Below are 25126 nucleotides of genomic sequence, written 5' to 3'. Positions count from 1 at the left end.
GCCAGAGGGTCAATGCCCCGGTCCGGGGCACCGGGATTCTTGTCAACCCCCGCTCCACGCAGCGGCTTTGCCGGTTAACCTGGAACAGGTCCACCGACCGGAAAACGGCCCTACGGCAAGCGCAGGGGGAGACCACCGTGGCGCTGAAGAACGAGCCGACCACCCCGTACCACTCGGCCCAGGAAGCGCTCCGCGTCCTGGAGACGGTGGCGCGAAACAGCTCCGGCGTCACCGACGCCGAGCTGGCCCGGCACGCGTCCATCGGACCGGATCGCCTGACCACGCTCCTGCGCATGCTGCGCCGCGAGGGCTACGTCGAGCAGACGGCCGACGGCGCGTACGTCACGGGCGAGACCCTGACCCGCCTCGGCTCCGCCCGCCACCGCGAGCAGGCCCTGCGCACCACGCTCCAGCACGCCCTCGACCGGCTGCGCGACTCGCTCGGCGCCGCCGTCTACATGAGCCGGTACGTCGACGGCGAGATCGCCGTCACCCAGTACGCCGACGGCCCTGCCACCCCCAAGGTCAACGAGTGGGTGGACTTCCGCTCCTGCGCCCACGCCACCGCGATCGGCAAGAGCCTGCTCACCCAGCTCGACCACGCCGGCCGCCGCGACCACCTCGCCCGGCACAAGATGGCCCGTCTCACCTCGCGCACCATCACCAGCGACCGTCTGCTGCTCTCCCGCCTGGAGGCCCAGCCGCCCACCGTGCCCGTCCTCGACCTGCAGGAATACGCGGTCGGCACGGTCTGCGCCGCCGTCCCGATCACGGCCGGTTCCTCCGTGGGCTGCCTGGCCCTGTCCCTGCCGGTGGAGCACGCCCACCGGCTGCGCCGGGCCGCGGAGACCCTCAACCGCAACGCGGCTCCGGTCCTGCTGTCCATGGCGATCTAGCCCGTCGCCGGGTGGTGCGGAGCACCCCTGGAGAGCAGGTATTATTTTCTGCGTCGCCCGCCGCGGAACACGGTTCCAGCGGCCGGCGGGAGTCATGCGCCGCTAGCTCAGTTGGTTAGAGCAGCTGACTCTTAATCAGCGGGTCCGGGGTTCGAGTCCCTGGCGGCGCACCGGTGAAGGGCCTCTCGTGGGAGCGGGAGGCCCTTCGGCGTGTCCGCGGGGCTATGGCAGGGCCTCGCCCGCGGTGGAGAACATCGCGTACGTCACCGCCATGAAGCCGACGGCGAAGAGGACGAACACGCCGAGGAAGCCCAGTACGCATCCGGTGCCCGCCACCAGCCTCCCCCGCGCCGGGGGCCTGGCCGTGGCCTGCTCGGGGCGGTCCGCCGGGTAGTGCACGGTGACGATGTCGCCCTCGAGGGTCGTCCCCGGCCCGCCCCGCTCCTCGAACCGGACGCCGCGGCCGTCGCGCGCGGTGAACTCGTAGACGTGGTGCAGGGTCGTGCGCACCGAGCTGTCCCCGCCCCCACTCGTCGTGGTGTACGTCCGCAGACAGCGCGCCTCGGCGGTCAGGCCGCTGTTCCAGGCGCGGCCGACCCGCACGGAACGGCGGATCACCGCGACCGCGGCGCAGGACACGATCACGATCATGATCGTGGGCACGACGTAGAACAAGATCTCCATGAGCTCCCCCGAAGGCTCCGCGCGGCCTTCGACCGGCCGGCGTGGGAGGAACCTACCCACGCCGGCCGCACCGTTCGCTCAGGGGAACCTCAGAACGTGACGTCCGAGCAGGCGTAGAACGCGTTGCCCGTGTCGGCGATCGTCCACACCGCGAGGATGACGTGGTGGCCGCTCAGCCCCGACGGCAGCCTGCCGCTGTGGGAGAGCGTGGACGGCGGGCGCTGCCCGTTGTACGGCACCGTGAAGAACGGCGTGAGGTTCAGGTCGGACCGGGACAGGTTGTGGTTCTCGTTCCAGCCCGGTTTGGTGATGTAGTACTTGAAGTCGGTCGTGGCGTGCATGGCCGTGAACTGCCAGCGGAACGTGTAGTTCTGGCCGCCCGTCACACGGGTGGCCGGCCACGCGGCGCCGGACGGCGTGCGCGGGGCGCTGAGCTGGCTGAAGTGGCCGACGCCGCCGTTGCATATCTGCCCGTCGGCCGGGCCTGAGGCCGGGAAGCCCTTCGGTCCCTCGACGCTCTGCGGCTCCCACTGGATGGAGCCGCAGTTGGTCACGGTGCCGTTCTGGCAGAGCTTCTGCCTGCTGATGGGGAGGTCGGTGTAGCCGTGGCCGCTGGCGCCGCCGGAGGAGAGTACGAGAGCTCCGGTCGTGGCCAGTCCCACGGCGACCGCGGACAACTTGGTCCTTCTGCGCATGCTGCCGCTCCTGGGGAAACGTGGGGGAGTGTCAGTGAGCTGTGCAGGTAGGTCTAGACCAAGTCTGAGAGTAGGGACAGGGGCTGAACATGTCCATACCAATCACGGAGATGTTTCGCCCCGGCCCGCGCAGAACGCCACCGTCAGGTCCTTCACCAGTACCTTCCGCTCGTAGTCGTCGAGTTCGACCAGCCCCCGCATGGTCAGCCGGGTCACCGTGTCCTCCACCGAGTCCACCACCGAGGTGAGCACGCTCGCCCGGTGCCGGGCGTCCAGCGCGGCGATCCGGCGGCGGTGCATCGCGGCGGCGACCTCCGGGGCGTACTCCACCCGAAGCGGCTGCACCGAGAACACCTCCAGGCCGACCGGAGCGGCGTCCGACGCCACCAGCCGGGTCAGCGCCTCGGCCGCCGCGTCCCCCGCCCCCGCCGCACCGCCCGGCATCTCCACCGGCACCCGGGCCAGGGCCGCCTCGACGCACGCGCGCAGATACGCCTCGTGGTCCTCGACGCCCAGCATGGCCCGCGCGGTGTCCCGCACCCGCCACACCACCAGGACGACGACCCGCAGCGCGACCCCGCTCGCGTCGGCCGCGGGCACCGGCTCGCTGCGCCAGTGCCGCAGCCGCACGTCCACCCGGCGGCGCAGCAGCAGCGGGTTGACCCACAGCAGACCGGAGCGCCGCACGGTCCCCCGGTAGCGGCCGAACAGGTCGAGCACCCAGGCGCGCCCGGTGCGCCCCCGGGCCAGCCCGCCGAACCCGAACAGGCCGAGCGCGCCGGCCCCCGCGTACGCCGCCCACTGCAGCGGCCCGAGCCCGGCCCCCGCCCGGGCGGGCAGCCGCAGCGCCTCCAGCGCGAGCGGCGGCAGCACCCCGGCCCACCAGGAGGTGGCCACGCACCCGGCCAGTCCGCAGGCACCGGCCAGCACGCCCGCCGCCCCGGGCAGCACCCGCGCGGGCCGCTCCGCCAGGTCGGCGTCGACCTGCGGCACCGGACGCGGCGGCGCGGCCGGGCGCCGCAGGCGGGGCTGCTCCCCCGTGCCCTGCCTGCGCCCGACGACGGCCGGTCGCAGCGGGACCGGCGCCGGGTGGGGGTCGTCGCGGAACAGCAGGTGGACGGGGATCTCGGTGGTGGCCTCGTTCTGGATGAGCCGGGCGGGCCGGGCCGGCCCCCCGGCCGGTCCGTCGGGCTCGGACGTGTGGGAAGTGGTCGTACTCATGCGTGCCTCCAGCCTCCGCGCCAGATGCGTCACAACAGTGGTCCCCGGTGCCGGGCCCGCCGGAAGGGGCCGTCCGGGATGCGGGCCCGTGCGCCGGCCCTACGAGAAGAGGCGCCGCCAGGTCTCCGGCCCCGGGTAGCCGTCGGCCGCCCCGCCGCGCCAGCCCTGGGTGCGCTGGAAGGCCTCGACGGCCCGCCGGTCCGCCTCGCTCCAGCGCGGGCCGGGCCCGACCGCGTAGAACCTGCCGAACCCCTTGCGCACCAGCTGTCTGCCGAGCCGGGTGACGTACGCGTTGCTGGCGCCGGGGCGGAACATCGCCCGCCCCGGGTAGCCGGGGACGCCGTGCGAGGCGGGCGGCGGTCCCGCCACCGCGTCCTTGACGTCCTTGCCCTCGCCCGTGACCAGCAGTTCCCAGGTGCGCGGGCCGGGCAGGCCGTCGGCGTCCGCGCCCGTCCAGCCCTGGGCCAGCTGGAACGCCCGGGTCGCCCGCCGGTCCGCGTCGGTCCAGCGCGGGCCCGGCCCCGAGGCGTACGCGGCACCGGCGCCCCGCGCCACGAGCATCCGGCCGAGCAGCGTGACGTACTTGTTGTCCGCTCCGGGGCCGAAATACGCCGCCCCCGGGTAGGGCGTCGCGGCCGGGGCGCCCGGCCTGCCGCTGTCCGGTTCCGGGGCCGGCTCCTCCGGTGTGACGCCCTTGTAGCGGTAGGGGACGTAGCGGTCGGAGTTGCTCCAGTAGGCGTACGGGGTGGACTGCCTGCGGGTGTGCGGGCGGGTCTGCTCATAGGCGACGTAGGAGGTCTGCGTGGAGTCGGTCCAGCCGCCGAAAATGACGACGTGCGAGCCTTTCTCGGGGTCGTCCGGATTGTGGAACAGCAGAATGTCGCCCGGCTGGAGTTCCTCCTTGGTGATGCGCTCCGCGAACTGGGCGAGGCTGCCCGTCCATTCGTTTCCGGGCAGCTGCCAGGCCATCGAGACATAACCCGAGCAGTCCTGCCGGTAACCGTCGGACCAATAGGCGCTCATGCTGTACGGCACCTTCGCGGCCACCCAGGTCTTGGCCCGCTTGATGATCTCCGTACGGGTGATGGCACTCACCCGGGGGGCGGCGGAGGGCTGCGCCGGACGGCCTGCCGGGCCGTGCAGCGGAGCCTTGCCACCCTGGGGAGTGTCAGGCTCCTCACCTGCGGAAACATCGCCGGGGTGGTGAGATGTGTGGGAGGCGGCCGCCGCCGGCACCGCATGGCCGGCGCCGAGCGCGGCGGACGCCACCGCGGCCAGGGCGAGGGCGCGGTGGGCTGCCGGGTGGGCGGTGACGCGGCCCGCCCGGGAATGCGGCAGGACGCGGCGCCAGTGGACGCAGCCGGGGCAGTCGCAGTCGCTCGCGGGGTCGATTTCCTCGAATACCGGAGTCTCCATGCGATTCCCCTCACACTTCCGGCGGAATACGCGGTGCCCGTGCACGTCCGGGCGCCGCGCCGTCAGTTTCGCAACTGTCTTCCGCACGCGCATGCTGACGGTCCGAATGATGTACCCGGGGGCCTTCCGGGGGGCCTCCGGAGCCCGGGCGGGTGGTCGGGAGCACCTCCGGACGTCCTGTAGAGTTACGTCGTCAGCAGGCGCCGCTAGCTCAGTTGGTTAGAGCAGCTGACTCTTAATCAGCGGGTCCGGGGTTCGAGTCCCTGGCGGCGCACATGGCATCGGGAAGGCCCCTCGCAGCAGCGGGGGGCCTTCTCGCGTCCCCGCGGGGCTCCGCCGCGCTCCCGTGCCCCGTGCCCCCGGGTCCCTCTGGCCGGAACCGGGGTCCGTCGCACGATTGGCCGGATACCCTCTCGCCATGGCAGCGCGTGATCTCCAGGAGCGGATCAAGAAGCTCATCATCGACCGCCGGCTGGCCTCCGGGGCCCCGCTGCCGACCGAGCCCGAGCTGATGGAGTACCTCGGCGCGAGCCGGAACTCGGTGCGGGAGGCGCTGAAGGCGCTCCAGGCCATGGGCATCGTGGAGATCAGGCACGGCTTCGGGACGTACGTCGGCCCGATGTCGCTCGCCCCGATGATCGAGGGCCTGGCCTTCCGCACGGTCGCCGGGCACCACCGGGGCGAGGACTCCCTGCTCCAGCTGCTCGAACTCAGGGAGGCCATGGAGGCCGGGCTCGTCTCCCGGCTCGCCGGGCGGATACCGCACGAGGACCTCGTTGAACTGGACGGGCTCGCGGACCGTATGGAGGAGCAGGCCGCGCGCGGAGCCGGTCTCGCCGAGACCGACCGGGCCTTCCACGCCACCCTCTACCGGGGGCTGGACAACGTGCTGCTGAGCGAGGTCCTGGAGGCGTTCTGGGACGCCTTCCACCGGGTCCGCACGGACCTCGGGGGCGAGCCGCAGGATCCGAGGGTGACCTGCCGGCAGCACCGGGAGATCCTCGACGCGGTGCGGTCCGGTGACGCGCCACGGGCGGAGGAGGCCATAAGGGAGCACTTCAAGAACATCCGCACCCGTCTGTCCACAACGGCTCCACAGGACCCTCACGCACACCACAATGAACACGTATGACCGGTAAACACCGCGTTTCGCATCTTGCGATCATGATGGACGCCGTAGAACCCTGGTTTTCTGGTTTTTCAGGATGCTGCGCCTTCGCGGCAGTTGGGGGGACTTGAAGCCGGTTGCCGGCGGGCGGGGAAGGGGCCTCGTCCGGACAGCGATGCCGAGGGGGGCATCATGCAACCGGAAGGTCGCGTTGCTGTGTCTATACAGTGTGAAAGACGTGGTGACTGCGACCCACCACTGATACGTCTGTGAAGGTCGAGGGGGACCCGCCGCAGACGGAAGCAAGCGACGAGCACGCGGATTTCTCGCGTGTGGGGGGATGACTCATGACGTCGAGGCCCACGGGTGCCCGGCAGGAAAACGACCCGTCCCAGACCACCCAACTGAGGGTGCCGGGGCACCGGATGAGCACGACGGGAACGTTCCGGCGGATCAAGAAGACACTACCGAGATACGACTACGAGCACTACAGCCGGCTCGCGGGCCCTCTCACCCAGCCGGAGCGGGGCAAGCCCTACACGGTGCAGTACCGCTCGCTCATCTCGCAGGAGCCGCACCGGATCAGAGTGGCCCTGATGCTGGCCGCGGCCCCGGTGCTGTCACTGGTGCTGCTGTTCTGGCTGCTGCAGCCCGAGCACTGGACCGAGCGTGACTACCCGGCCTTCGACTGGCTGCCCACGCTCGACATGGTCATGCTCGTCTCGATCGGCCTGATCGAGTTCTTCCGCTGCATGAACGTGCTGTCCAACGCGCACGCCACGCTGGTCGCCCGCGACCCGATCCCGGTGGTGCCCGAGAGCGGCACCAGAGTGGCCTTCCTCACCTCCTTCGTGCCCGGCAAGGAGCCGCTGGAGATGGTGACGAAGACCCTGGAGGCGGCCGTGAAGATCCGCCACCGGGGCCTGATGCACGTCTGGCTGCTCGACGAGGGCGACGACCCCGAGGTGAAGGCGGTCTGCGAGCGTCTCGGCGTGCACCACTTCTCCCGCAAGGGCGTCGCGAAGTGGAACCAGGCCAAGGGCCCGCACCGCGCCAAGACCAAGCACGGCAACTACAACGCCTGGCTGGAGGCGCACGGCGACGACTACGACTTCTTCGCCTCGGTCGACACCGACCACGTGCCGCTGCCCAACTACCTGGAGCGGATGCTCGGCTTCTTCCGCGACCCGGACGTCGGCTTCGTCATCGGCCCGCAGGTCTACGGCAACTACGACTCGTTCGTCACCAAGGCCGCCGAGTCGCAGCAGTTCCTCTTCCACGCGCTGATCCAGCGCGCGGGCAACCGCTACGGCGCCCCCATGTTCGTCGGCACCTCCAACGCCGTGCGCATCAAGGCGCTGAAGCAGATCGGCGGCCTGTACGACTCGATCACCGAGGACATGGCGACCGGCTTCGAGATGCACCGCCACAAGAACCCGGCGACGGGCAACAAGTGGCGCTCGGTGTACACCCCGGACGTGCTCGCCGTCGGTGAGGGCCCCAGCGCCTGGACGGACTTCTTCACCCAGCAGATGCGCTGGTCGCGAGGGACGTACGAGACGATCCTCAAGCAGTACTGGAAGGGCTGGTACTCGCTGCCGCCGAGCAAGCTCTTCAACTACACCATGATGATCATCTTCTACCCGATGTCGGCCCTGAACTGGATCCTGGCGGCGCTCAGTTGCGCGCTGTTCCTGGGCCTGGGCGCCTCGGGTGTGAACATCGACCCGGCGGTCTGGCTGATGCTCTACGGCAACGCCTCCGCCCTGCAGATCGGCCTGTACGTCTGGAACCGCCGCCACAACGTCTCGCCGCACGAGCCGGAGGGCTCCGGCGGTGTGGCCGGCATGGTGATGTCCGCGCTGTCGGCGCCGCTGTACGCGAAGGCGCTCATCGACTCCGTGCTGCGGCGCAAGAGCAAGTTCGTGGTCACGCCCAAGGGCGACTCGGCCAGCCCCGACCGCTGGTTCGGGACGTTCCGCTACCACTGGTACTTCATCCTGATCTTCGGCGGCTCGATCGCGGCCGGGTTCGTCTACGGCCACTCCCACCCCGCGATGATCATCTGGGCGACGTTCGCCCTGCTGATCACGGCCACGCCGATCTTCGTCTGGCGCTGGCAGATCAAGCAGGACGCGAAGAAGCCCGCCGCCCCCGCCGGGGGCGAGCCGCAGGACTCTGCGGGCCCGGACCGGACGCAGCCGCCGCACCTCCCGCAGCAGCAGGCGCCGCACGCCCCGCAGCACAAGCCCACGTGGGCCGCCGCCCCGGGCGCACACGGGGAGGTCGGAGGGACCGACCAGACCATGCAGATCGCCCTTGGTGGACTTGGGGGACGTAAGGAATGAAGGACCGTGCAGGCCGCCGTCGCGCCCGTCGGCTCGCGATAGGCACGGCGGTGGTACTCGCGCTGGCCGGAATGAACGGGCCGTGGCTCTACCGCTTCGGCACCGAGAAATACCACCAGTACAAGATCAACCAGCCGGAGTACAAGGCCGCCAACGGCAAGTGGGAGATCATCGAGTTTCCCGAGGAGTACCGGCAGAACACCATCCACGCGGCGCTGCTGCGCACCGGCAAGGTGCTGCTCGTCGCGGGCTCGGGCAACAACCAGGACAACTTCGACGCGAAGAAGTTCGACACCCGGATCTGGGACCCGGTCAAGGGCACCATCAAGAAGGTCCCCACGCCCAGCGACCTGTTCTGCACCGGCCACACCCAGCTCGCCAACGGCAACCTGCTGATCGCGGGCGGCACCAAGCGGTACGAGAAGCTCAAGGGCGACGTCACCAAGGCCGGCGGCCTGATGATCGTCCACAACGAGAACCCGGACAAGCCGATCACGCTGCCCGCGGGCACCCGGTTCACCGGCAAGCAGAACGGCAAGACCTTCATCTCGAAGGACCCGGTGCTCGTGCCGCGCGCCAAGAAGGTCTTCGACAAGGCGACCGGCAGGTTCCTGCGCAACGACCCCGGCCTGGGCCGGATCTACGTCGAGGCGCAGAAGCGCGGCCAGAAGTACGAGACGGGCACGCAGGACAACTACCGCGTGCACGGGCTGAAGGGCGCCGACGCCAAGAACACCTACGGCATCGCGCAGAAGCTCGCCCTCGACAAGAAGGACTTCCAGGGCATCCGGGACGCCTTCGAGTTCGACCCGGTGGCGGAGAAGTACATCAAGGTCGACCCGATGAAGGAGGCCCGCTGGTACCCGACGCTCACCACCCTGAGCGACGGGCGGATCCTCAGCGTCTCCGGCCTCGACGACATCGGCCAGCTGGTCCCGGGCAAGAACGAGATCTTCGACCCGAAGACCAAGAAGTGGGCCTACACCGACAAGGTCCGGCAGTTCCCGACCTACCCGGCGCTGTTCCTGATGCAGAACGGCAAGGTCTTCTACTCGGGTTCCAACGCGGGCTACGGGCCGGACGACGTGGGCCGCGACCCGGGCGTGTGGGACGTCGACACCAACAAGTTCACGAAGATCCCGGGTCTGAGCGATCCCAAGCTGATGGAGACCTCCGGGACGGTGCTGCTGCCGCCGGCGCAGGACGAGAAGTACATGGTGATCGGCGGCGGGGGCGTCGGCGAGTCCAAGGAGTCCAGCGAGAAGACCCGGATCGTCGACCTGAAGGACCCCGACCCGAAGTTCGTCGACGGCCCCTCCCTGGAGAAGGGCACGCGCTACCCGCAGGCCTCGATCCTGCCGAACGACGAGGTGCTGGTCTCCGGCGGCTCGGAGGACTACCGGGGCCGCAGTGACTCCAACATCCTCCAGGCGCGGATCTACGACACGGAGAAGAACGAGCTGCGCCGGGTCGCCGACCCGCTCGTGGGCCGCAACTACCACTCCGGTTCGATCCTGCTGCCCGACGGCCGCGTGATGTTCTTCGGCTCGGACTCGCTCTACGGCGACAAGGCCAACACCAAGCCCGGCGAATTCGAGCAGCGCATCGAGATCTACACGCCGCCCTACCTCTACGGCGACGGCGACCAGCCCTCGCTGTCGGGCGGGCCGCAGACCATCGAGCGCGGCGGGACGGGCACGTTCACCTCGTCGAGCGCGGCCAAGGTGAAGAAGGTCCGGCTGATCCGCCCGAGCGCCTCCACGCACGTCACCGACGTCGACCAGCGGTCCGTCGCGCTGGACTTCGAGGCGGACGGCGACAAGCTGACCGTGACCATGCCGAAGAACCGCAACCTGGTCCAGGCGGGCTGGTACATGCTGTTCGTGACGGACGACCGGGGGACGCCGAGCAAGGCCCAGTGGGTCAGGGTGCCGTAGCCGTCCACCGAGCGGAAGCAGAAATCGAAAGGGGCGCCCTCCGTCGCGGAGGGCGCCCCTTTCGTCTGCCGAATGCCGGATGCCGGATGCCGGTGCCGGATGCTCTCTGCCGGATGCCGGTGCCGGATGCTCTCTGCCGTCTGCCGGAGGTGGCCCGCTAGGAGGTGGCCTTCGCCAGCCTCAGGGCGTACTCCGGCCACCACTGGCCCGCCTTGGGGCCGCCCTTGCACTCGCCGTCCGACTCCCCCGGCCGCTTGACCCACAGGTACGCGTCGACCAGCGGGTCCGCCGTCCTGGTCGTCGGCGTCTCGCCGAGGGCGCGGCCGGGCGGGTTGCACCAGCGCTCTTCCGGGCTGCCCTGGGTGTAGGGGCCCTTGCCGTTGCGGCTGGTGTCGATGACGAAGTGCTTGCCGCCCACCTTGGCCGAGAGCTGCTTGCCGTAGGCGATGGAGTCCTCGGTGGAGTAGAAGTTGGAGACGTTGACCGAGAAGCCGTCGGCCCGGTCGATGCCCGCGCGGTTCAAGGGCTCGAAGATCTGGTCGGGCTGCTGCCAGCCGGCGTTGCCCGCGTCCAGGTAGACCTTGGTGTTCTTCAAGGACTTCAGCTTGCCGACGGCGCCCTTGAGGAGGTCGTAGCGCTCCTCGTGGAACTGCTCGGGCGTGCAGCCGTCCACCAGGTGCAGCAGGGCGTCCGGTTCCAGTACGACCGTGGCCGCGCGGTCGCCGATGCCCGCCGCCACGCCGTCGACCCACTCCCGGTAGGCGTTGCCGTCGGCGGCGCCGCCCTGGGAGTACTGGCCGCAGTCGCGGTGCGGGATGTTGTAGAGGACGAGCAGGGCCGTGCGGCCGGCCTTGTCGGCGGCCTCGGTGAGGCCGCGGGTCTGCTCCTCGGGGTTGTCCGGGCCGATCCACTCGGCGACCGGCTGCTCGGCGATCTTGCGGATCTCCGCCGCTTCCCGTTCCTTGCCGGACTTCTCCAGGGCGGCGAGCTGCCGGGCCGCCGTGCCGTCCGGGTTGACCCAGAACGGCGCCTTCTCCTTGGGCTGTTGGGTGATTCCGGCGCCCGCGCCGGCCCCTTCGTCCGGGCCGTCCCCTCCGTCACCGGAGGAACAGCCCGTGATCAGCAGTGCCGCCCCCAGCACCACCGCGGACATCCGCCTCCCGGCGGCTGCCCCTACCCCCCTGCTGCCGTACATCCAACTCCCCCTTGGGTGCACCGTTCCAAGTCTCAATCCTGACATACGTCCCGGGACACCCGTCGGATCGAACCGCACCTGCCCCATGACGCAGAGCCACCGAGCGGGGGCCTGGCGTCATCCGCCCCCTGGGGCCGGGCGGCCGCTCGGTCCTGGAGTCGTCACCGCGGTGCCCGGCCCACGGCCCTCGACGCACCGCCGTGGCCACCGCGGCCTCCCGCACAGTCCGCCGGGTTGCTCCCAGAGCCCGTGCGCGGTGAGGACCAGCCCGGCCGGCGGCTCCAGGGGGAGCGGGTCGCCGGCCGGGCCGGGGCGGCGGCGGGCTCACGCTTGCGCCGGCCGGTTCAGCAGTGGTGGCCGGTTCAGCAGTTGTTCCAGGACGGCCTCCCGCTCGTGCGGCTTCGGGCCGGAGCGGGGCCCGGCGGCGCGCCACCACCGCGTGAGCACCGAGGGGCGCGACTCGCCCGAGACGAAGCGGGCCAGCAGCCGGTGGGAGAGCTCGACCTCCCGCTCGGTGTAGGCGGACGCGGCGGCCGAGAGGACGGTGTACTCGGTGCGTCCGCCGGTGTGCGTGACGCACACCGTCATCCCGTGGCCGGGGTCCGGGGCGCCGAATCCGGCCATGCTCGTCGCCACGTCGATCGCGGTGCGCAGACCGCGCCGGAACGCGGAGCGGGCCGGGGCGTCGGGCACGGTCACCTCCTCGGTCCCGGCCCAGCCCAGCGTCGCGGCCTCCAAGGTGCCCACGGGCGTGAGCCCTTCGTCGGTCAGGCGTACGCCGGTGCCCTCCGCACCGGCCGGCGCGCCGAGCCAGCACCCGCCCCCGTCGATCCAGAAGAGCCCGATCATCGCGCCCCGGCCCGGAGACCCGTCCGGCTGTCCGTGCGGCGCCGCGGTCGGCCTGCTCTGTGCTGCCACTGATCGAACCCGTCCTTCTCTGCGGTACGCGTCAAGACCCCGTGCTGCCGGGGTGACCGGCCGCGACGGGTGGAGCGTCCCTGTTCGGCCCCGCGTTCCGCTCCCGTAGATGCGGACCGGCCGCGGACCGGTTGCCTGAGCGCGCCGCCCGACCGCGCCGCCGTCCTGCCCCGGCCCCCTCCGGCTCCCCTCGGGCTCCCCTCGGGCTAGAGGCCCGTCCCCGTCAGGTACGCCGAGACGACCACGTTCGCCGTGTAGCTGCGCGTCGTACGGTCGAAGCTGCCGCCGCAGGTGACCAGCCGCAGCTCGGCCCGTCCCGACTCGCGCGGCCCGTAGGCCTGGTGGGCGTCGAAGCGGTCGCGGGTGAGGACCTGGACGGACTCGACGGTGAACTCGGCGACCCGGGCGTCGGCCCGGATCACCCGGATCGTCTGGCCCGGCCGCATGGCACCGACCTTGTGGAAGACGGCGGGCCGGGTGTCGGTGTCGACGTGACCGACCATCAGCGCGGTGCCGGGCGCCCCGGGCGCCACCCCGCCGGCGTACCAGCCGACCACGCCCGGCTGGTCGTACGGCGGCGGATCGAGCGCCCCGCGCGCGTCCAGGCCGCGTGCCACCACCGGGGCCTGGACGCCGAGCCCGGGGATGTCGACGCGCTGCGGCAGGGCGTCGGTGAGGGGCCGGTGGGCCGGGGGCAGCTTCACGTCCGGGGGCCGGCCGGCGGCCGCCATGTCGCCCGTGGTGGGTGCCGACATGCCGTGGCGCACGTCGGTGACCTCACGACCCCACAGCCACAGCCCGAGCAGCAGCACCACCCAGGCCACGCCGGCCAGCATCCGGCCCGTGCCCGACGAGGGCTTCACATCAACCTCGGACATGGTCAGCCCGTTCCACGGCTCCGGCGGTACCCGCGCAGCGCGACGGCCAGCGCGGCCGCACCGGCGAGCACCAGACCGGTCACGCCCTGCGCGGTGCCGGGACCGGCCTCGCGTTCCTGGGCGGCGACTACGGCGGCGGCACCGCCACCGCCGGCCCGCACGGGGGCGACGGGAGAGGCGTAGGGGCCGGGGCGGGACGCGTCGGCCGCGGGCACGGAAGGCTGCCCGCCGCTGCGCGGCACGGAGGGCTGCCCGTCCTGCCCGGACTCACCGGACTGCCCGTCGTGCCCGGGCTCCCGGGGGCTTTCCTCGGCCCGGACGCCGTCCTCGGCGTCGGACGTCTCGTCGTCGGCGGCGGACAGATCGTCTTCGGCGGCGGACGTCTCGTCCTCGGAGCCGGGCGTCTCGGTCTCGTTCTCGGAGCCGGGCGTCTCGTCGTCGGGCGCGATGGCGCCGGGCGCGGAGAGGTCCTCATCGGACTCCGGCCCGGGCACCGCCCGCGGTGCGGGACGTTCACCCTCCCGGAGGCCGTCCCGGTGCTCCGTCCGGACGGTGACCGTGCCGTCGCGCACCGCGCCGTCGCAGGTGACCCGCACCGGGTACGTCCCCGGCCGGAGCGCGGAGCGGACGCGGGTGTCGCCGGCGAGTTCGTGCCCGGCGCCGCTGACGGTGAGCCGCGCGTCGGCGACGAACGCCGCCGAGGCGGCTACGGCCGTCCGGCGCGCGCAGTCGGCGGCCACGCGGAGTGTGACGTCACTGCCGGGCGCGGGGGTGGCCGGGGTCACCGAGACGCCCCGCGCGTCCGCCGCGTACGCCGACGGGGCCAGGGCGAGCGCGGCCAGCACGCCCGCACAGACCGTGACTCTTACGGAACCCATCGTGAACCTCCAGATGCCTGGAGCCTCTCCCGCGCGACGGGCCGCCGCATCCGCAGGGACGCGGCGGCTGCTCCGTACGGGGGACGACGGGTTCGAGCCCCGGCAGGCCGGTGCCCGGGGTCAGATCCGGTCGACGAGGTCCGCGATCGAGTCCACGATCTGCGAGGGCCGGTAGGGGAAGTCCTCGACCTGGTCGGGCCGGGTCAGGCCGGTGAGGACCAGGAACGTCTGCATCCCGGCCTCCATGCCGGCCAGCACGTCGGTGTCCATGCGGTCGCCGATCATCGCGCTGCTCTCGGAGTGCGCCCCGATGGCGTTCAGCCCGGTCCGCATCATCAGCGGGTTCGGCTTGCCCGCGAAGTACGGCTTCTTGCCGGTCGCCTGGGTGATCAGCGCGGCCACCGCGCCGGTCGCGGGCAGCGGGCCCTCGGTGGAGGGGCCGGTCTCGTCGGGGTTGGTGCAGATGAACCGGGCGCCGTCGAGGATCAGCCGGACGGCCTTCGTCATGGCCTCGAAGGAGTACGTGCGGGTCTCGCCGAGCACGACGTAGTCCGGCTCGTGGTCGGTCAGGATGTAGCCGATGTCGTGCAGCGCGGTGGTCAGGCCCGCCTCGCCGATGGCGTACGCGGAGCCGCCCGGCCGCTGGTCGTCCAGGAACTGGGCGGTGGCCAGGGCCGAGGTCCAGATGCTCTCGATCGGCACCTCAAGGCCCATGCGCCGCAGCCGGGCGTGCAGGTCGCGCGGGGTGTACATCGAGTTGTTGGTGAGCACCAGGAAGGGCCTGCCGGACTCACGCAGCTTCTTCAGGAAGGCGTCGGCGCCGGGAATCGGTACGCCCTCGTGGATGAGTACGCCGTCCATGTCGGTGAGCCACGACTCGATGGGCTTGCGGTCTGCCATGTGCGGGATCTCCTGCCGTACGCGGTCCAGCGTGCGACCCAGCCTAAACAGTGGCGGGATCTTGCGGAACGGCCCGATCACGGCGTCCCGACAGGCGGGACGCGCCCACGGCGGGAGTACGGCCGGAGCGGCGGCGCCTCAGCGGCGCCCCAACGGCTTCTCAACAGCTTCTCAACGGCTTCTCAGCGGCGTCTCAGCGGCGTCTGCGGGCGAGCAGGAGAGCCGCGCCGGCGGCGATCAGCGCGAGTGCGCCGGCCGCGGCGACGTGGACGCCGGTTCCGGTGCTGGCCAGTTCCTCGGCGAACGGGAAGCGGTCCTCGCGGGGCGGGACGGAGGCGTCGGAGTCGGGGCGCGGCTCGGTGCCGGTGTCCGGGTCCGTACCGGTGTCCGGATCCGTGTCCGGGTCCGTGTCGGTGCCGGTGTCCGGGCCTTCGGTGTCGATCCCGAACCGGTAGTCGTTCGACTGCCCCACCCAGTCGCCGTCGTCGTCGTGCCGCTGCACGACCGCGGCGTTGGCGGTGACGTCGTTGGCGACGGCGTCGGAGGTGACCGCGAGCCGTACCTTCACGGTGACGGTCCTGCCCGGCCCGACGGTGAACCCGTCGAACCGGCCCTCCTCGTCGGCGAACGCCCCGACCAGCTCGTCCTCGCCGGTCTTCTCGAACTGTACGGGGTGGGCGCGGGCGCCCTCGAAGAACTCCAGCCGGGGCTGGGTCGGCTCCAGGGCCCGCTTGGCGTCGACGAGCACGACGACGGGGTGGATGTCGGAGCAGGTCCGGTCGGTGGTGTTGGTCAGCTCCAGGTACCAGGTCCCGAAGCCGCCCCCGGCCGTGTAGGTGTCCGGGCCGCCGCGGAGGCGGGTGGTGAGGGGGAAGGTGTGGTCGTCGGGCGCGGCACAGGCGGGCGCCGGATCGTCCGCGTACGCCGGATGCGCACCAGGGAGCAGGACGGCGGCCGCCGTCGCCAGGCAGAGGTGAACGGGCGTGCAGGGTCGCATGATGATGTGACATTGCCGGACGGCGGCCCCGGGAAGTCGGCGGGGCCGGGAAGTGCCCCGAACGGCGGCGCGGTTCCGCCCGGTCGGCGGACAGTCAGAGGCGGTCAGAGGCGGCCCGTCTGCGGCGGGGAGGTCGTCGTCGCGGGGCGCGCCGCCGCTTCTCGCGGGCCACCTCGGAGGTGCCGCTGCTGCCCGTCACCGGCTCGGGGCGCCGCCCTTCGCCCTCGCCCATCACGGGCGTCACCGCCCTCTCTGGCAGCTCTGCCTTCTCCCGGGTCTGGGGGCGCCACCGCCCGACCCTGCCCTCTCCCGGCCTTGGGGCGTTACCGGCCCGGCTGCTGCTGCTTGCCGCCCCGGGACCGCCGTTCCCCTCACCGGTCGCCAGGCTGTCACCGGTCCCCTCGCCCGCCTCGGACGGCCCCGGCCCCCACCCCCGCCCGGATACCACCTAAGCCGATCCCCACCCGGATGCCACCGAGGCCGATCCCCGCCCGCAGGCACCACCGCCCCCGTCACCCACTCCTCGATGCCGCCGACCCCATCACCGCCCGGATGCCCCGCCCTCCCAGGCGCCTCCACCCCCTCACCCACCCCCGCGGCCGAACACCGGCCCCAACACCGACTCGGCCGCGCCCACCGCCACCACCCGTGGTCCCCCGGCCGCCACCCTCACCGGCACCGCGTCCTGACCGGTGCGCCGCGCCCGCTCCCGCAGTACCGACCCGACCCCCCGCACGAACGCCTCCGGTGCCGCCGCGACCGTGCGGCCGCCCAGCAGGACCACGTCGATGTCGAGCAGCCCCACGAGGTTCGCCGCCCCGGCTCCCAGCACCCGGGCCGCCTCCGCGACGTCACCGCGCGCCACCGCGCCGAGGCACAGCGCCTCCAGGCAGCCGCGGTCGCCGCAGGTGCAGGGCGGGCCGTCCAGCCGGATCACCTGGTGGCCGAACTCCCCGGCCCCGGTCCGCGCCCCGCGGTGCACGCTGCCACCGATCACCAGACCGGCCCCCAGCCCCGTGCCGAGGTGCAGGTAGGCGAAGGAGCCCGCCTCGCCCCCGGCCGCCAGGCCCAGGGCCGCGGCGTTGGTGTCCTTGTCGACGGTGACCGGCACCCCCAGCCGCCCGGCCAGGGCCGCGCGCAGCGGAAAGCCGTCCCACTCGGGGAAGCCGGTCACCCGGTGCAGCACACCGCGGGCGTGGTCGAGCGGACCCGGCAGGGCGACCCCCACCCCGAGCAGCGCCCCGGCACGGGCACCGGGACCGGGGCCGGGGCTGGCGCCGGGACCGGGGCCGGTCCCGGGTTCAGGACTGGCGCCGGGGCCGGGCCCGGTGCCGGGTTCAGGACTGGCGCCGGGGCCGGGCCCGGTGCCGGGCAGCACCCGTCCCACCTCGGCCGTCACCGCGCCGAGCACGGCGTCCGCCCCGGCGCCCAGGTCCACCGGGGTCCGCCGCTCCCCCACCACCGCTCCCCGCAGGTCCGCGAGCACGACCCGCAGTTCGTCACGGTCCAGGTGGACGCCCACCGCGTGCCCGGCCTCCGGCACCAGCCGCAGCACCGTGCGCGGCTTGCCGCCCGTGGAGGCCCGGCGCCCCGCCTCCGCCGCGAGACCGTCGTCCCGCAGCCGGGTGGTGATCTTGCTGACGGCCTGCGGGGTGAGCCCGGTCCGCTCGGCGAGTTCGAGCCGGCTGATGCCGTCCGACCCGGCCGTGCGCAGCAGGTCGAGGACCAGCGCGGTGTTGTGGCTGCGCAGCGCGAGCAGGTTCGCCCCGCCGCCGCCTCCGCGCAGGCCGGCCCCTGTGCCCGTACCGCCGTTCGCCCTGTTCACGCCCCCCATTGTCCCCGGCGCTTGCACTTTGGCAACAGCGTTGCGAAAGTGGGCGCATGACTGGCACACCCCTCGGCACTCCCGGCTCGCCCGGCACCTCCGGCTCCCCCGACTCCCCCGGCTCGCCCCTCCGCGTCGGCCTCGTCGGCTACGGCCTCGCCGGCTCCGTCTTCCACGCCCCGCTGATCGCCGCCACCGAGGGCCTCGTCCTCGACACGGTGGTCACCTCGAACCCGGACCGGCAGCAGCAGGCCCGCGCCGAGTTCCCGGACGTGCGTCTGGCCGCCACACCGGACGAGCTGTTCGCGCGGGCCGCCGAGCTGGACCTGATCGTCGTCGCGTCGCCGAACAAGACGCACGTGCCGCTCGCGACCACCGCCCTGCGGGCCGGTCTGCCGGTCGTGGTCGACAAGCCCGTCGCGGGCACGGCCGCCGAGGCCCGCGAACTCGCCGCCCTCGCCGAGGAGCGCGAACTGCTGCTGTCGGTGTTCCAGAACCGCCGCTGGGACAACGACTTCCTCACCCTGCGCAAGCTGCTGTCCGAGGGCGAGCTGGGCGACGTCTGGCGCTTCGAGTCCCGCTTCGAGCGGTGGCGTCCCAAGCCGAAGGGCGGCTGGCGGGAGTCCGGCGACCCCGCAGAGATCGGAGGACTGCTCTACGACCTCGGCAGCCATGTCGTCGACCAGGCCCTGGTGCTGTTCGGCCCGGCCGCGGCCGTGTACGCGGAGTCGGACGTCCGCCGCCCGGGCGCCGAGACGGACGACGACACCTTCATCGCGATCACCCACACCAACGGCGTCCGCTCGCACCTCTACGTCTCCGCGACGACCGCCCAGCTCGGCCCCCGCTTCCGCGTCCTCGGCTCGCGCGCGGGCTATGTCAAGTACGGCCTGGACCCCCAGGAGGCGGCGCTCCGGGACGGCTCGCGTCCCGGGCCCGGCTGGGGCGCGGAGCCCGAGTCGCTGTGGGGCCGCGTGGGCTCCGGCGAGTCCCCGGTGACGGGCGGCGGCCGCGCCGAACCGACCCTCCCGGGCGACTACCCCGCTTACTATGCGGCCGTGGCCAAGGCCCTGCTGGAGGGCGCACCCAACCCGGTGACCGCGCGGGAGGCGGCCGCCGCCCTGGACGTACTGGAGGCCGCCCGTCGTTCGGCCCGCGAGAAGGTGACGGTGACCCTGTGACCCCCAAGAGCAACCCCTCCCACAGCCAGGAACTCACCCCGAAGTTCCACCCGGAGCTCACCCCGAGCCTGGAGGAGCTGGAGAAGCAGGAACGCCACCTGGTGTTCCGTCAGTTCACGTACGACGACGCCTGGGAGCTCGGCTCGCTGCTCGTCGGGATGGCCCGGGAGCGGCAGGCCCCCGTCGCCATCGACATCCACCGCGCCGGCCAGCAGCTCTTCCACGCGGCCCTGCCCGGCTCCTCCCCGGACAACGACGCATGGATCGCCCGCAAGCGCCGGGTCGTCGAGCGCTACGGCTCCGCCTCCTACCTGGTCGGCGCCCGCTTCCGCGCCAAGGGCACGACGTTCGAGGAGTCCTCGCGCCTCGACCCCGACACGTACGCGGCGCACGGCGGTTCCTTCCCGATCACCGTCGAGGGCGTGGGCGTGATCGGCGCGGTGACGGTGTCCGGACTGCCGCAGCTGCAGGACCACCGGCTCGTGGTGGAGGCGCTGGAGCGGTTCCTGGACCGCTAGCACCCGGCCGGAATCAGCACCGGTCCCCTCCGGTTGGCACCCGCGTACGCGTGATCGGAGCACGGCGCCCATCGGAGGGACCGGAACAGATGAACACTCCCGTGAAGGAAGCGGTCGGCCGGTACGGCATCTGGAGCGTGGGCCTGCGCTCGGAGGACCCGGACCGCCGCGGCGAACGGGCCGAGGCCGCGGCGGAACTGGAGGAACTCGGCTACGGCGCCGTCTGGCTGGGCGGCAACTCATCCGCCGCCCACGCCGCCCCGCTGATCGGGGCGACCACCCGCCTGACCGTCGGCACCAGCATCCAGAGCATCTGGCAGCACGAGCCGGACGCGGCCGGCGCGGCCTTCGCGGACCTGGAGTCGGCCCACCCCGGGCGCTTCCTGCTGGGCCTGGGCGTGAGCCACGCCAAGCGGGTGGAGCAGTACGCCCGTCCGTACTCGGCGCTGGTGGAGCACCTCGACGGCCTGGACGCCGCCGGTGTCCCGGAGGACCGGCGGCTGCTGGCCGCGCTCGGCCCCAGGTCGCTGCGGCTGGCCCGCGACCGGGCGGCGGGCTCGATCCCGTACCTGGTCACGCCCGAACACACCGCGCACGCCCGGGAGATCCTGGGCGAGGCCCCGCTGCTCGCCCCGGAACTGGGCGTCGTCCTGGAGACGGACCCGACCCGCGCCCGCGCCCTGGCCCGCGCGTTCCTGGAGACCTACCTGCCGCTGGCGAACTACACGAACAACTTCCTGCGGCTCGGCTTCACCGAGGACGACCTGAGGGACGGCGGCAGCGACCGCCTCGTCGACGCCCTGTTCGCCTGGGGCGACGAGACGGCCCTCCGCGCCAGGATCGACGGTTTCCTCGAGGCGGGCGCGGACCACGTGGCTCTCCAGGTGGTCGACGGGGAGCCGCGGGGCGTCCTCCCGCGGCAGGCCTGGCGGGACCTGGCGGCGCTGCTGGCCTGACTGCCGTCAGGGACGTGACTGCCGTCAGGTGCGTGACCGCCGTCAGGTGCGTGACCGCCGTCAGGGACGTGCGCGGGGAACCGCGCGCCCGGCCGCGGACGCTCAGCGGCCGCAGCGACGCGCGCGGCTCCCCGGCCCTCCCGCGCAGCCGCTAGGCGTCCTTCAGCTCCTGCCGCTGCCGCCCGAGCCCCTCGATCTCCAGCTCCACGACGTCCCCGGCGCGAAGGAACGGCTTCGGCTCGGGCGCCCCCAGGGCCACCCCCGCCGGCGTCCCGGTGTTGATCACATCGCCCGGGTACAGCGTCATGAACCGGCTGAGGTAGCGCACGACCTCCCCGACGGAGAAGATCTGCTCCGCCGTGGTCCCGTCCTGCTTCAGCTCGCCGTTGACCCACAGCCTCAGGGACAGGCTCTGCGGATCGCTCACCTCGTCCGCCGTCACCAGCCAGGGCCCCAGCGGGTTGAACGTCTCGCAGTTCTTCCCCTTGTCCCAGGTGCCGCCGCGCTCGATCTGGAACTCCCGCTCGGACACGTCGTGCGCCACCGCGTACCCGGCGACGTGCGCGAGCCCTTCCTCCGCGGACTCCAGGTAACGGGCCGTACGCCCGATGACGACGGCGAGTTCGACCTCCCAGTCGGTCTTGCGGGAACCCCGCGGCACGAGCACCGTGTCGTTCGGGCCGACGACCGTGTCCGGCGCCTTCATGAAGACGACGGGCTCGGCGGGCGCCTCGGCCCCGGTCTCCCGCGCGTGGTCGTGGTAGTTCAGCCCGATGCAGACGATCTTGCCGATGCGCGCCAGGGGCGGGCCGATCCGCAGCCCCGCGGCGTCCAGCACCGGCAGCTCGCCGGACTCGGCGGCGGCCCGGACGCGGTCGAGCGCGGCCTCGTCGGCGAGCAGTGCCCCGTCGACGTCCGCGACGACGCCCGACAGGTCCCGCAGGGTGCCCTCGGCGTCGAGCAGCGCGGGCCGCTCCACCCCCGCCGTACCGACTCGCAGCAGCTTCATGATCAGTCTCCCTCGATCGCGGGCGCCTGGCCGATGCGCGCGACCCGGATGCGGCGGGGCAGCCATCGGAGGACTGGTCGATCCTCCAAGGCGCAGGTCCAGTCCGCAATACCCCGTTCACGTACTGGACCGTCACCCTCACCTCACCGGCCGCCGAGCCCTGTCGGTCCGGTCCGCCGCCTACCGGTACAGCACGGCCCGCTCGACGACGCTCCACGTCGTGCTGGTCACCACGTACAGCGCGGCGGCCAGCGGCACCACGGCCACGGTGACGAGCGTGAAGAAGGACATGAACGGCATCACCCGGGTCGCCGCTCCCAGCCCCGGCAGCTGCCCGCCCGCGCCGGCCGCGACGGCCGGCGCGACCCCGCCGGCCGGGACGACCGGGTTCGCGGCCAGCGCGCGCCTGCCGAGGCGGTAGCTGAACGCGGCGACCCCTCCGGTGATCACGAACAGCCCGGCGTACACGAGCCCCGCGCCCCCGAGGAGACCGCCGAGGGCGCCGCCGCCGTCGAGGGCGTCCACCCACCGCTCCCCCAGCGGCGCCGCGAACAGCCGGTGGCCGAGCAGCTCATTGGCCCGCCCGCCGATCGTGTCGCTGGAGAACAGGTGGTAGAGCAGGAAGAACGCCGGGACCTGCAGCAGCCCGGGCAGGCAGCCGGCCAGCGGTGACACCTTCTCCCGGGTGTGCAGCTCCAGCACGGCCCGCTGCAGCCTCTCGGGGTTCCTTCCGTACTTCCGGCGCAGCTCGGCGATCTGCGGCTGGAGCGCGGTCCGGGCCTTCTGGCCGCGCGCGGCGGCCCGGGACAGGGGGTGGACCAGGAGCCGTACGAGCGCGGTGAACAGGACGATCGCGGCGGCGGCCGCGGAGGCGCCGCACAACGGCTGGAGCAGGTCGGCGAGTTGCTCGACCAGGTGAGCGAAGACGGACATGGGTGAGCCCTCCGGGGGTCTCGTCGTGCCGGGAAGAACAGGGCGGCATGACGACCCGCGCGGGGTCAGCTCGGGAGAGGTCCCCTACGCGACGGTCGCCCGGAGGGCGTGTCCGGGTGCCCGGGGCCGGGTGCGGCCCCGGGCGTCGGGATCGCGCTGGGGCAGGAAGGCCGTGCGGCGGTCGCGGTCGCGGATGGCCGTGCGCACGCGGGTGCGCGGCACCGTGGGCGCGCAGCGCGCGGCGGCGACGGCGCAGACCGCGAGGGCGGCCGAGGCGGCGGCGGTCGCGGCGAGGGCGACGGTGGCGGAGAGGCTGCCGGTGTCGAGCAGGGCCATCTGGACGAGCAGGAAGAGCAGCGCCAGGAGGGGAAGCAGTGTCGACCGACTCCGGTGCATCGGCCGCCGCCCCCTCTCGTACGTGTGCATGCCCTGCTGTTCGTTATACAGGATCACCCTCCGCCATGCGCCGGAGACTTCGTACACGGGTTTGAGAAAGGTTCGTCACAACTCTCGACAACCCATCCGCCGCACCCGATGCTTCTCGTCACCGACCACGGGGCACCCCACGACACCGGACCTGGGGACCGGCGTCTGCCCCCAACTCCCCCCGGAGGAGCCGTGATCCGACGCAGGAGTCTGCTGGCCGCAGCAGGCGGTACGTTCCTCGGCAGCGCCCTGGCGGCGGGCACCGCGCACGCGGACGCCACCGTCGCCGTCAACCCCTCCACGACGTACGGCACATGGGAGGGCTGGGGCACCTCCCTCGCCTGGTGGGCCAACGTCTTCGGCGCCCGGGACGACTTCGCCGACCTCTTCTTCACCACCAAGTCCGTGGCGTACAACGGCCGTTCCCTGCCCGGCCTGGGCCTGAACATCGCCCGCTACAACCTCGGCGCGTGCAGCTGGAACAGCGTTGGCGGCGAGACGATGGTGGAGTCGCCGAACATCCCCGGCTTCAAGCAGATCGAGGGCTTCTGGCAGGACTGGAACAACGAGGACCCCGCCTCCCCGGCCTGGAAGTGGTCCGCGGACGCCAACCAGCGCGCGATGCTGGTGAAGGCGACGCAGCGCGGCGCGATCACGGAGCTCTTCGCCAACTCCCCGATGTGGTGGATGTGCAACAACCACAACCCGTCGGGGGCGGCCGGCGGTGGCAACAACCTCCAGACCTGGAACCACCGCCAGCACGCCTCCCACCTGGCGGCGACAGCCCTGTACGCGCGGAACAACTGGGGTGTGAACTTCGCGACGGTCGACCCGTTCAACGAGCCGGCCTCCACCTGGTGGACCGCGACCGGCACCCAGGAGGGCTGCCACATGGATCCGGCGGTCCAGGCGGCGGTCCTGCCCCACCTGCGCAGCGAGCTGGACAAGCGCGGTCTGACGGGCGTCCGCATCGCCGCCTCGGACGAGACGAACTACGACACGGCCCGCTCGACCTGGGCGTCCTTCGGCTCGTCCACCAAGGCCCTGGTCTCCCAGGTCAACGTGCACGGCTACCAGGGCTCGGGCGGCCGCCGCGACCTCCTGTACACGGACGTGGTGACCACCTCCCGCAAGAAGCTGTGGAACTCCGAGACCGGCGACAGCGACGGCACGGGCCTGACCATGGCGTCCAACCTCTGCTACGACTTCCGCTGGCTGCACCCCACGGCGTGGTGCTACTGGCAGGTGATGGACCCGTCCACGGGCTGGGCGATGATCGCCTACGACGCGAGCACCCTCCAGCCGACCACCGTCCAGACCAAGCACTACGTGATGGCCCAGTTCAGCCGCCACATCCGCCCCGGCATGACGATCCTGGACACGGGCGTGAGCTACGCGGTGGCGGCGTACGAGGCGTCGACGCGCCGCCTGGTGATCGTGGCGGTCAACACCTCCGCCTCCCCCCAGACCCTCACCTTCGACCTCTCCCGCTTCTCGACGGTGACGGGCGGCTCCGGGGGCCTGGTCCCGCGCTGGAACACGGTGACGGCGGGAGGCGGCGACCTCTACACGGCCCACACGGACCTGCGCCTGTCGGGCAGGTCGGTGAGCGTCCCGTTCGCGGCGAAGTCGGTGCAGACCCTGCAGATCGACAACGTCACGCCGTAGCCGAGGGGCGGCGGTCCGCTCACAACCATGCAGCCCCGGTGACGAGCACGAAGCCCGGTCGGGGGTTGTGAACTGCTGGCGGCTGACTGTGCATGAGCGTGTTCAGGTGCGCATGAGTGAGTGTCCGGACTGCGGAAGGTGCGGCCTCGTGCGCGTGAACGATAGTTCCTCTGTCGAATGTGTGACCTTTGCGGGTGGGGGTCGTTGAACGCGCTGAGGGATGGGGCAACTGGCGCGGGGCGGGGGTGAGGGGATTGAGTGGCCTGCGGAAGATCGGAGCGCCGTTCGTGGTGCCCGGCCCTACCGGGGTAGCGGTTCGTGACCGGCTCAAGCACCTGACCGCCGAGGACGAACGCGTGCTGCGCCTGGTGGGTGACCATCTGGGCACGCTGGCCTCGCGGGATCTGAAGGCGCGTTGCGTGGCTGGCTTGGAGCACGACGCACAGTGGTGGGCCGAGCGCAAGCGGGCCCTGACGGTGGAGTCGTCCTCCCGTTGGGCGGGCAGCATCACGAAGGCCTCCCATGATCAGTGGGCGCTG

22 protein-coding genes, 2 tRNA genes and 1 pseudogene are annotated in these 25126 nt (G+C 72.4%); 11 read left to right on the top strand and 14 right to left on the bottom strand.

The window, feature by feature from the left end; translation table 11 throughout:
- The first annotated feature begins 137 nt into the window (after window positions 1-137).
- Window positions 138-896 (top strand): IclR family transcriptional regulator C-terminal domain-containing protein, encoded by a 759-nt coding sequence (locus ABZY20_RS28055; protein ID WP_356444815.1) that lies wholly within the window; start codon window positions 138-140, stop codon window positions 894-896.
- Window positions 897-992: 96 nt separating this feature from the next.
- Window positions 993-1066: transfer RNA gene (locus ABZY20_RS28050), tRNA-Lys, on the top strand.
- 52 nt (window positions 1067-1118) lie between these two features.
- Here ABZY20_RS28050 and ABZY20_RS28045 read toward each other — a convergent pair.
- The 4 genes from ABZY20_RS28045 to ABZY20_RS28030 form a co-directional block, all read right to left on the bottom strand.
- Complete coding sequence (locus tag ABZY20_RS28045; RefSeq protein WP_356444813.1) at window positions 1119-1580, bottom strand: DUF3592 domain-containing protein; 462 nt, start codon at window positions 1578-1580, stop codon at window positions 1119-1121.
- An 89-nt stretch (window positions 1581-1669) separates the two neighbouring features.
- Complete coding sequence (locus ABZY20_RS28040) at window positions 1670-2275, bottom strand: lytic polysaccharide monooxygenase (RefSeq protein WP_356444811.1); 606 nt, start codon at window positions 2273-2275, stop codon at window positions 1670-1672.
- A gap of 102 nt (window positions 2276-2377) precedes the next feature.
- Entirely contained in the window at window positions 2378-3496 is a 1119-nt protein-coding gene (locus tag ABZY20_RS28035) for an SPFH domain-containing protein (RefSeq protein WP_356444809.1), read from the bottom strand.
- 99 nt (window positions 3497-3595) lie between these two features.
- Entirely contained in the window at window positions 3596-4912 is a 1317-nt protein-coding gene (locus ABZY20_RS28030) for a peptidoglycan-binding protein (RefSeq protein ID WP_356444807.1), read from the bottom strand.
- A 200-nt stretch (window positions 4913-5112) separates the two neighbouring features.
- Here ABZY20_RS28030 and ABZY20_RS28025 point away from each other — a divergent pair.
- The 4 genes from ABZY20_RS28025 (at window position 5113) to ABZY20_RS28010 (ending at window position 10305) form a co-directional block, all read left to right on the top strand.
- Window positions 5113-5186 (top strand) — tRNA-Lys (locus ABZY20_RS28025).
- A gap of 144 nt (window positions 5187-5330) precedes the next feature.
- Window positions 5331-6044 (top strand): FadR/GntR family transcriptional regulator, encoded by a 714-nt coding sequence (locus tag ABZY20_RS28020; RefSeq protein WP_356444805.1) that lies wholly within the window; start codon window positions 5331-5333, stop codon window positions 6042-6044.
- A gap of 323 nt (window positions 6045-6367) precedes the next feature.
- Window positions 6368-8368, top strand: coding sequence for a cellulose synthase catalytic subunit (locus ABZY20_RS28015; RefSeq protein WP_356444804.1), 2001 nt, complete (start codon window positions 6368-6370; stop codon window positions 8366-8368).
- Window positions 8365-10305, top strand: a complete 1941-nt coding sequence (locus tag ABZY20_RS28010) for a kelch motif-containing protein (RefSeq protein ID WP_356444802.1) — start codon at window positions 8365-8367, stop codon at window positions 10303-10305. Before ABZY20_RS28015 ends, ABZY20_RS28010 begins: the two co-directional genes overlap by 4 nt.
- Before the next feature lie 157 nt (window positions 10306-10462).
- Here the strand turns inward: ABZY20_RS28010 and ABZY20_RS28005 are convergent, their stop codons facing one another.
- The 7 genes from ABZY20_RS28005 to ABZY20_RS27975 all read right to left on the bottom strand — a co-directional run bounded on the left by ABZY20_RS28005 (window position 10463) and on the right by ABZY20_RS27975 (window position 17905).
- Window positions 10463-11500 carry a glycoside hydrolase family 6 protein gene (locus ABZY20_RS28005; protein ID WP_356444800.1) on the bottom strand — a complete coding sequence of 346 codons (1038 nt, stop codon included), beginning with the start codon at window positions 11498-11500 and terminating at the stop codon, window positions 10463-10465.
- Window positions 11501-11824: 324 nt separating this feature from the next.
- Complete coding sequence (locus ABZY20_RS28000) at window positions 11825-12418, bottom strand: hypothetical protein (RefSeq protein WP_356444799.1); 594 nt, start codon at window positions 12416-12418, stop codon at window positions 11825-11827.
- 206 nt (window positions 12419-12624) lie between these two features.
- Window positions 12625-13296 carry a class F sortase gene (locus ABZY20_RS27995; RefSeq protein WP_356444798.1) on the bottom strand — a complete coding sequence of 224 codons (672 nt, stop codon included), beginning with the start codon at window positions 13294-13296 and terminating at the stop codon, window positions 12625-12627.
- Window positions 13297-13298: 2 nt separating this feature from the next.
- On the bottom strand, window positions 13299-14174 hold the full coding sequence (locus ABZY20_RS27990) for a hypothetical protein (protein WP_356444796.1): 876 nt from the start codon (window positions 14172-14174) through the stop codon (window positions 13299-13301).
- 120 nt (window positions 14175-14294) lie between these two features.
- Complete coding sequence (locus ABZY20_RS27985) at window positions 14295-15074, bottom strand: HAD-IIA family hydrolase (protein ID WP_356444794.1); 780 nt, start codon at window positions 15072-15074, stop codon at window positions 14295-14297.
- Between the two features lie 193 nt (window positions 15075-15267).
- On the bottom strand, window positions 15268-16071 hold the full coding sequence (locus ABZY20_RS27980; RefSeq protein ID WP_356444792.1) for an LPXTG cell wall anchor domain-containing protein: 804 nt from the start codon (window positions 16069-16071) through the stop codon (window positions 15268-15270).
- A 583-nt stretch (window positions 16072-16654) separates the two neighbouring features.
- Complete coding sequence (locus ABZY20_RS27975) at window positions 16655-17905, bottom strand: ROK family transcriptional regulator (RefSeq protein ID WP_356444790.1); 1251 nt, start codon at window positions 17903-17905, stop codon at window positions 16655-16657.
- A gap of 47 nt (window positions 17906-17952) precedes the next feature.
- On the opposite strand from ABZY20_RS27975, the gene ABZY20_RS27970 reads away from it, so the two are divergent.
- From ABZY20_RS27970 to ABZY20_RS27960, 3 genes are all read left to right on the top strand, one after another.
- Complete coding sequence (locus tag ABZY20_RS27970; protein ID WP_356444789.1) at window positions 17953-19077, top strand: Gfo/Idh/MocA family oxidoreductase; 1125 nt, start codon at window positions 17953-17955, stop codon at window positions 19075-19077.
- Window positions 19074-19595: a heme-degrading domain-containing protein gene (locus ABZY20_RS27965; protein ID WP_356444787.1), complete on the top strand. Its 522-nt coding sequence runs from the start codon at window positions 19074-19076 to the stop codon at window positions 19593-19595. The genes ABZY20_RS27970 and ABZY20_RS27965 overlap by 4 nt, the downstream gene beginning before the upstream one ends.
- A gap of 89 nt (window positions 19596-19684) precedes the next feature.
- Complete coding sequence (locus ABZY20_RS27960; protein ID WP_356444785.1) at window positions 19685-20551, top strand: LLM class F420-dependent oxidoreductase; 867 nt, start codon at window positions 19685-19687, stop codon at window positions 20549-20551.
- A 151-nt stretch (window positions 20552-20702) separates the two neighbouring features.
- Here ABZY20_RS27960 and ABZY20_RS27955 read toward each other — a convergent pair whose 3' ends face one another.
- From ABZY20_RS27955 to ABZY20_RS27945, 3 genes are all read right to left on the bottom strand, one after another.
- On the bottom strand, window positions 20703-21560 hold the full coding sequence (locus tag ABZY20_RS27955) for a fumarylacetoacetate hydrolase family protein (RefSeq protein WP_356444783.1): 858 nt from the start codon (window positions 21558-21560) through the stop codon (window positions 20703-20705).
- A gap of 180 nt (window positions 21561-21740) precedes the next feature.
- Window positions 21741-22493: a membrane protein insertase YidC gene (gene yidC, locus ABZY20_RS27950; protein WP_356444781.1), complete on the bottom strand. Its 753-nt coding sequence runs from the start codon at window positions 22491-22493 to the stop codon at window positions 21741-21743.
- A gap of 84 nt (window positions 22494-22577) precedes the next feature.
- Entirely contained in the window at window positions 22578-22889 is a 312-nt protein-coding gene (locus tag ABZY20_RS27945; RefSeq protein ID WP_356444779.1) for a DUF6412 domain-containing protein, read from the bottom strand.
- Window positions 22890-23111: 222 nt separating this feature from the next.
- Between ABZY20_RS27945 and ABZY20_RS27940 the strand changes: the two genes are divergently transcribed.
- Window positions 23112-24587, top strand: a complete 1476-nt coding sequence (locus tag ABZY20_RS27940; protein WP_356444777.1) for a beta-1,6-galactanase — start codon at window positions 23112-23114, stop codon at window positions 24585-24587.
- Window positions 24588-24841: 254 nt separating this feature from the next.
- Window positions 24842-25126 (top strand): annotated as a pseudogene (locus ABZY20_RS27935) (hypothetical protein); the annotation flags it as partial.

The sequence above is a fragment of the Streptomyces sp. NPDC006624 genome (assembly GCF_040611555.1).
Taxonomy (GTDB): Bacteria; Actinomycetota; Actinomycetes; order Streptomycetales; family Streptomycetaceae; genus Streptomyces.
The sequence above is the reverse complement of the archived record's forward strand: the minus strand, read 5'-3'. Positions and strand labels throughout refer to the sequence as shown.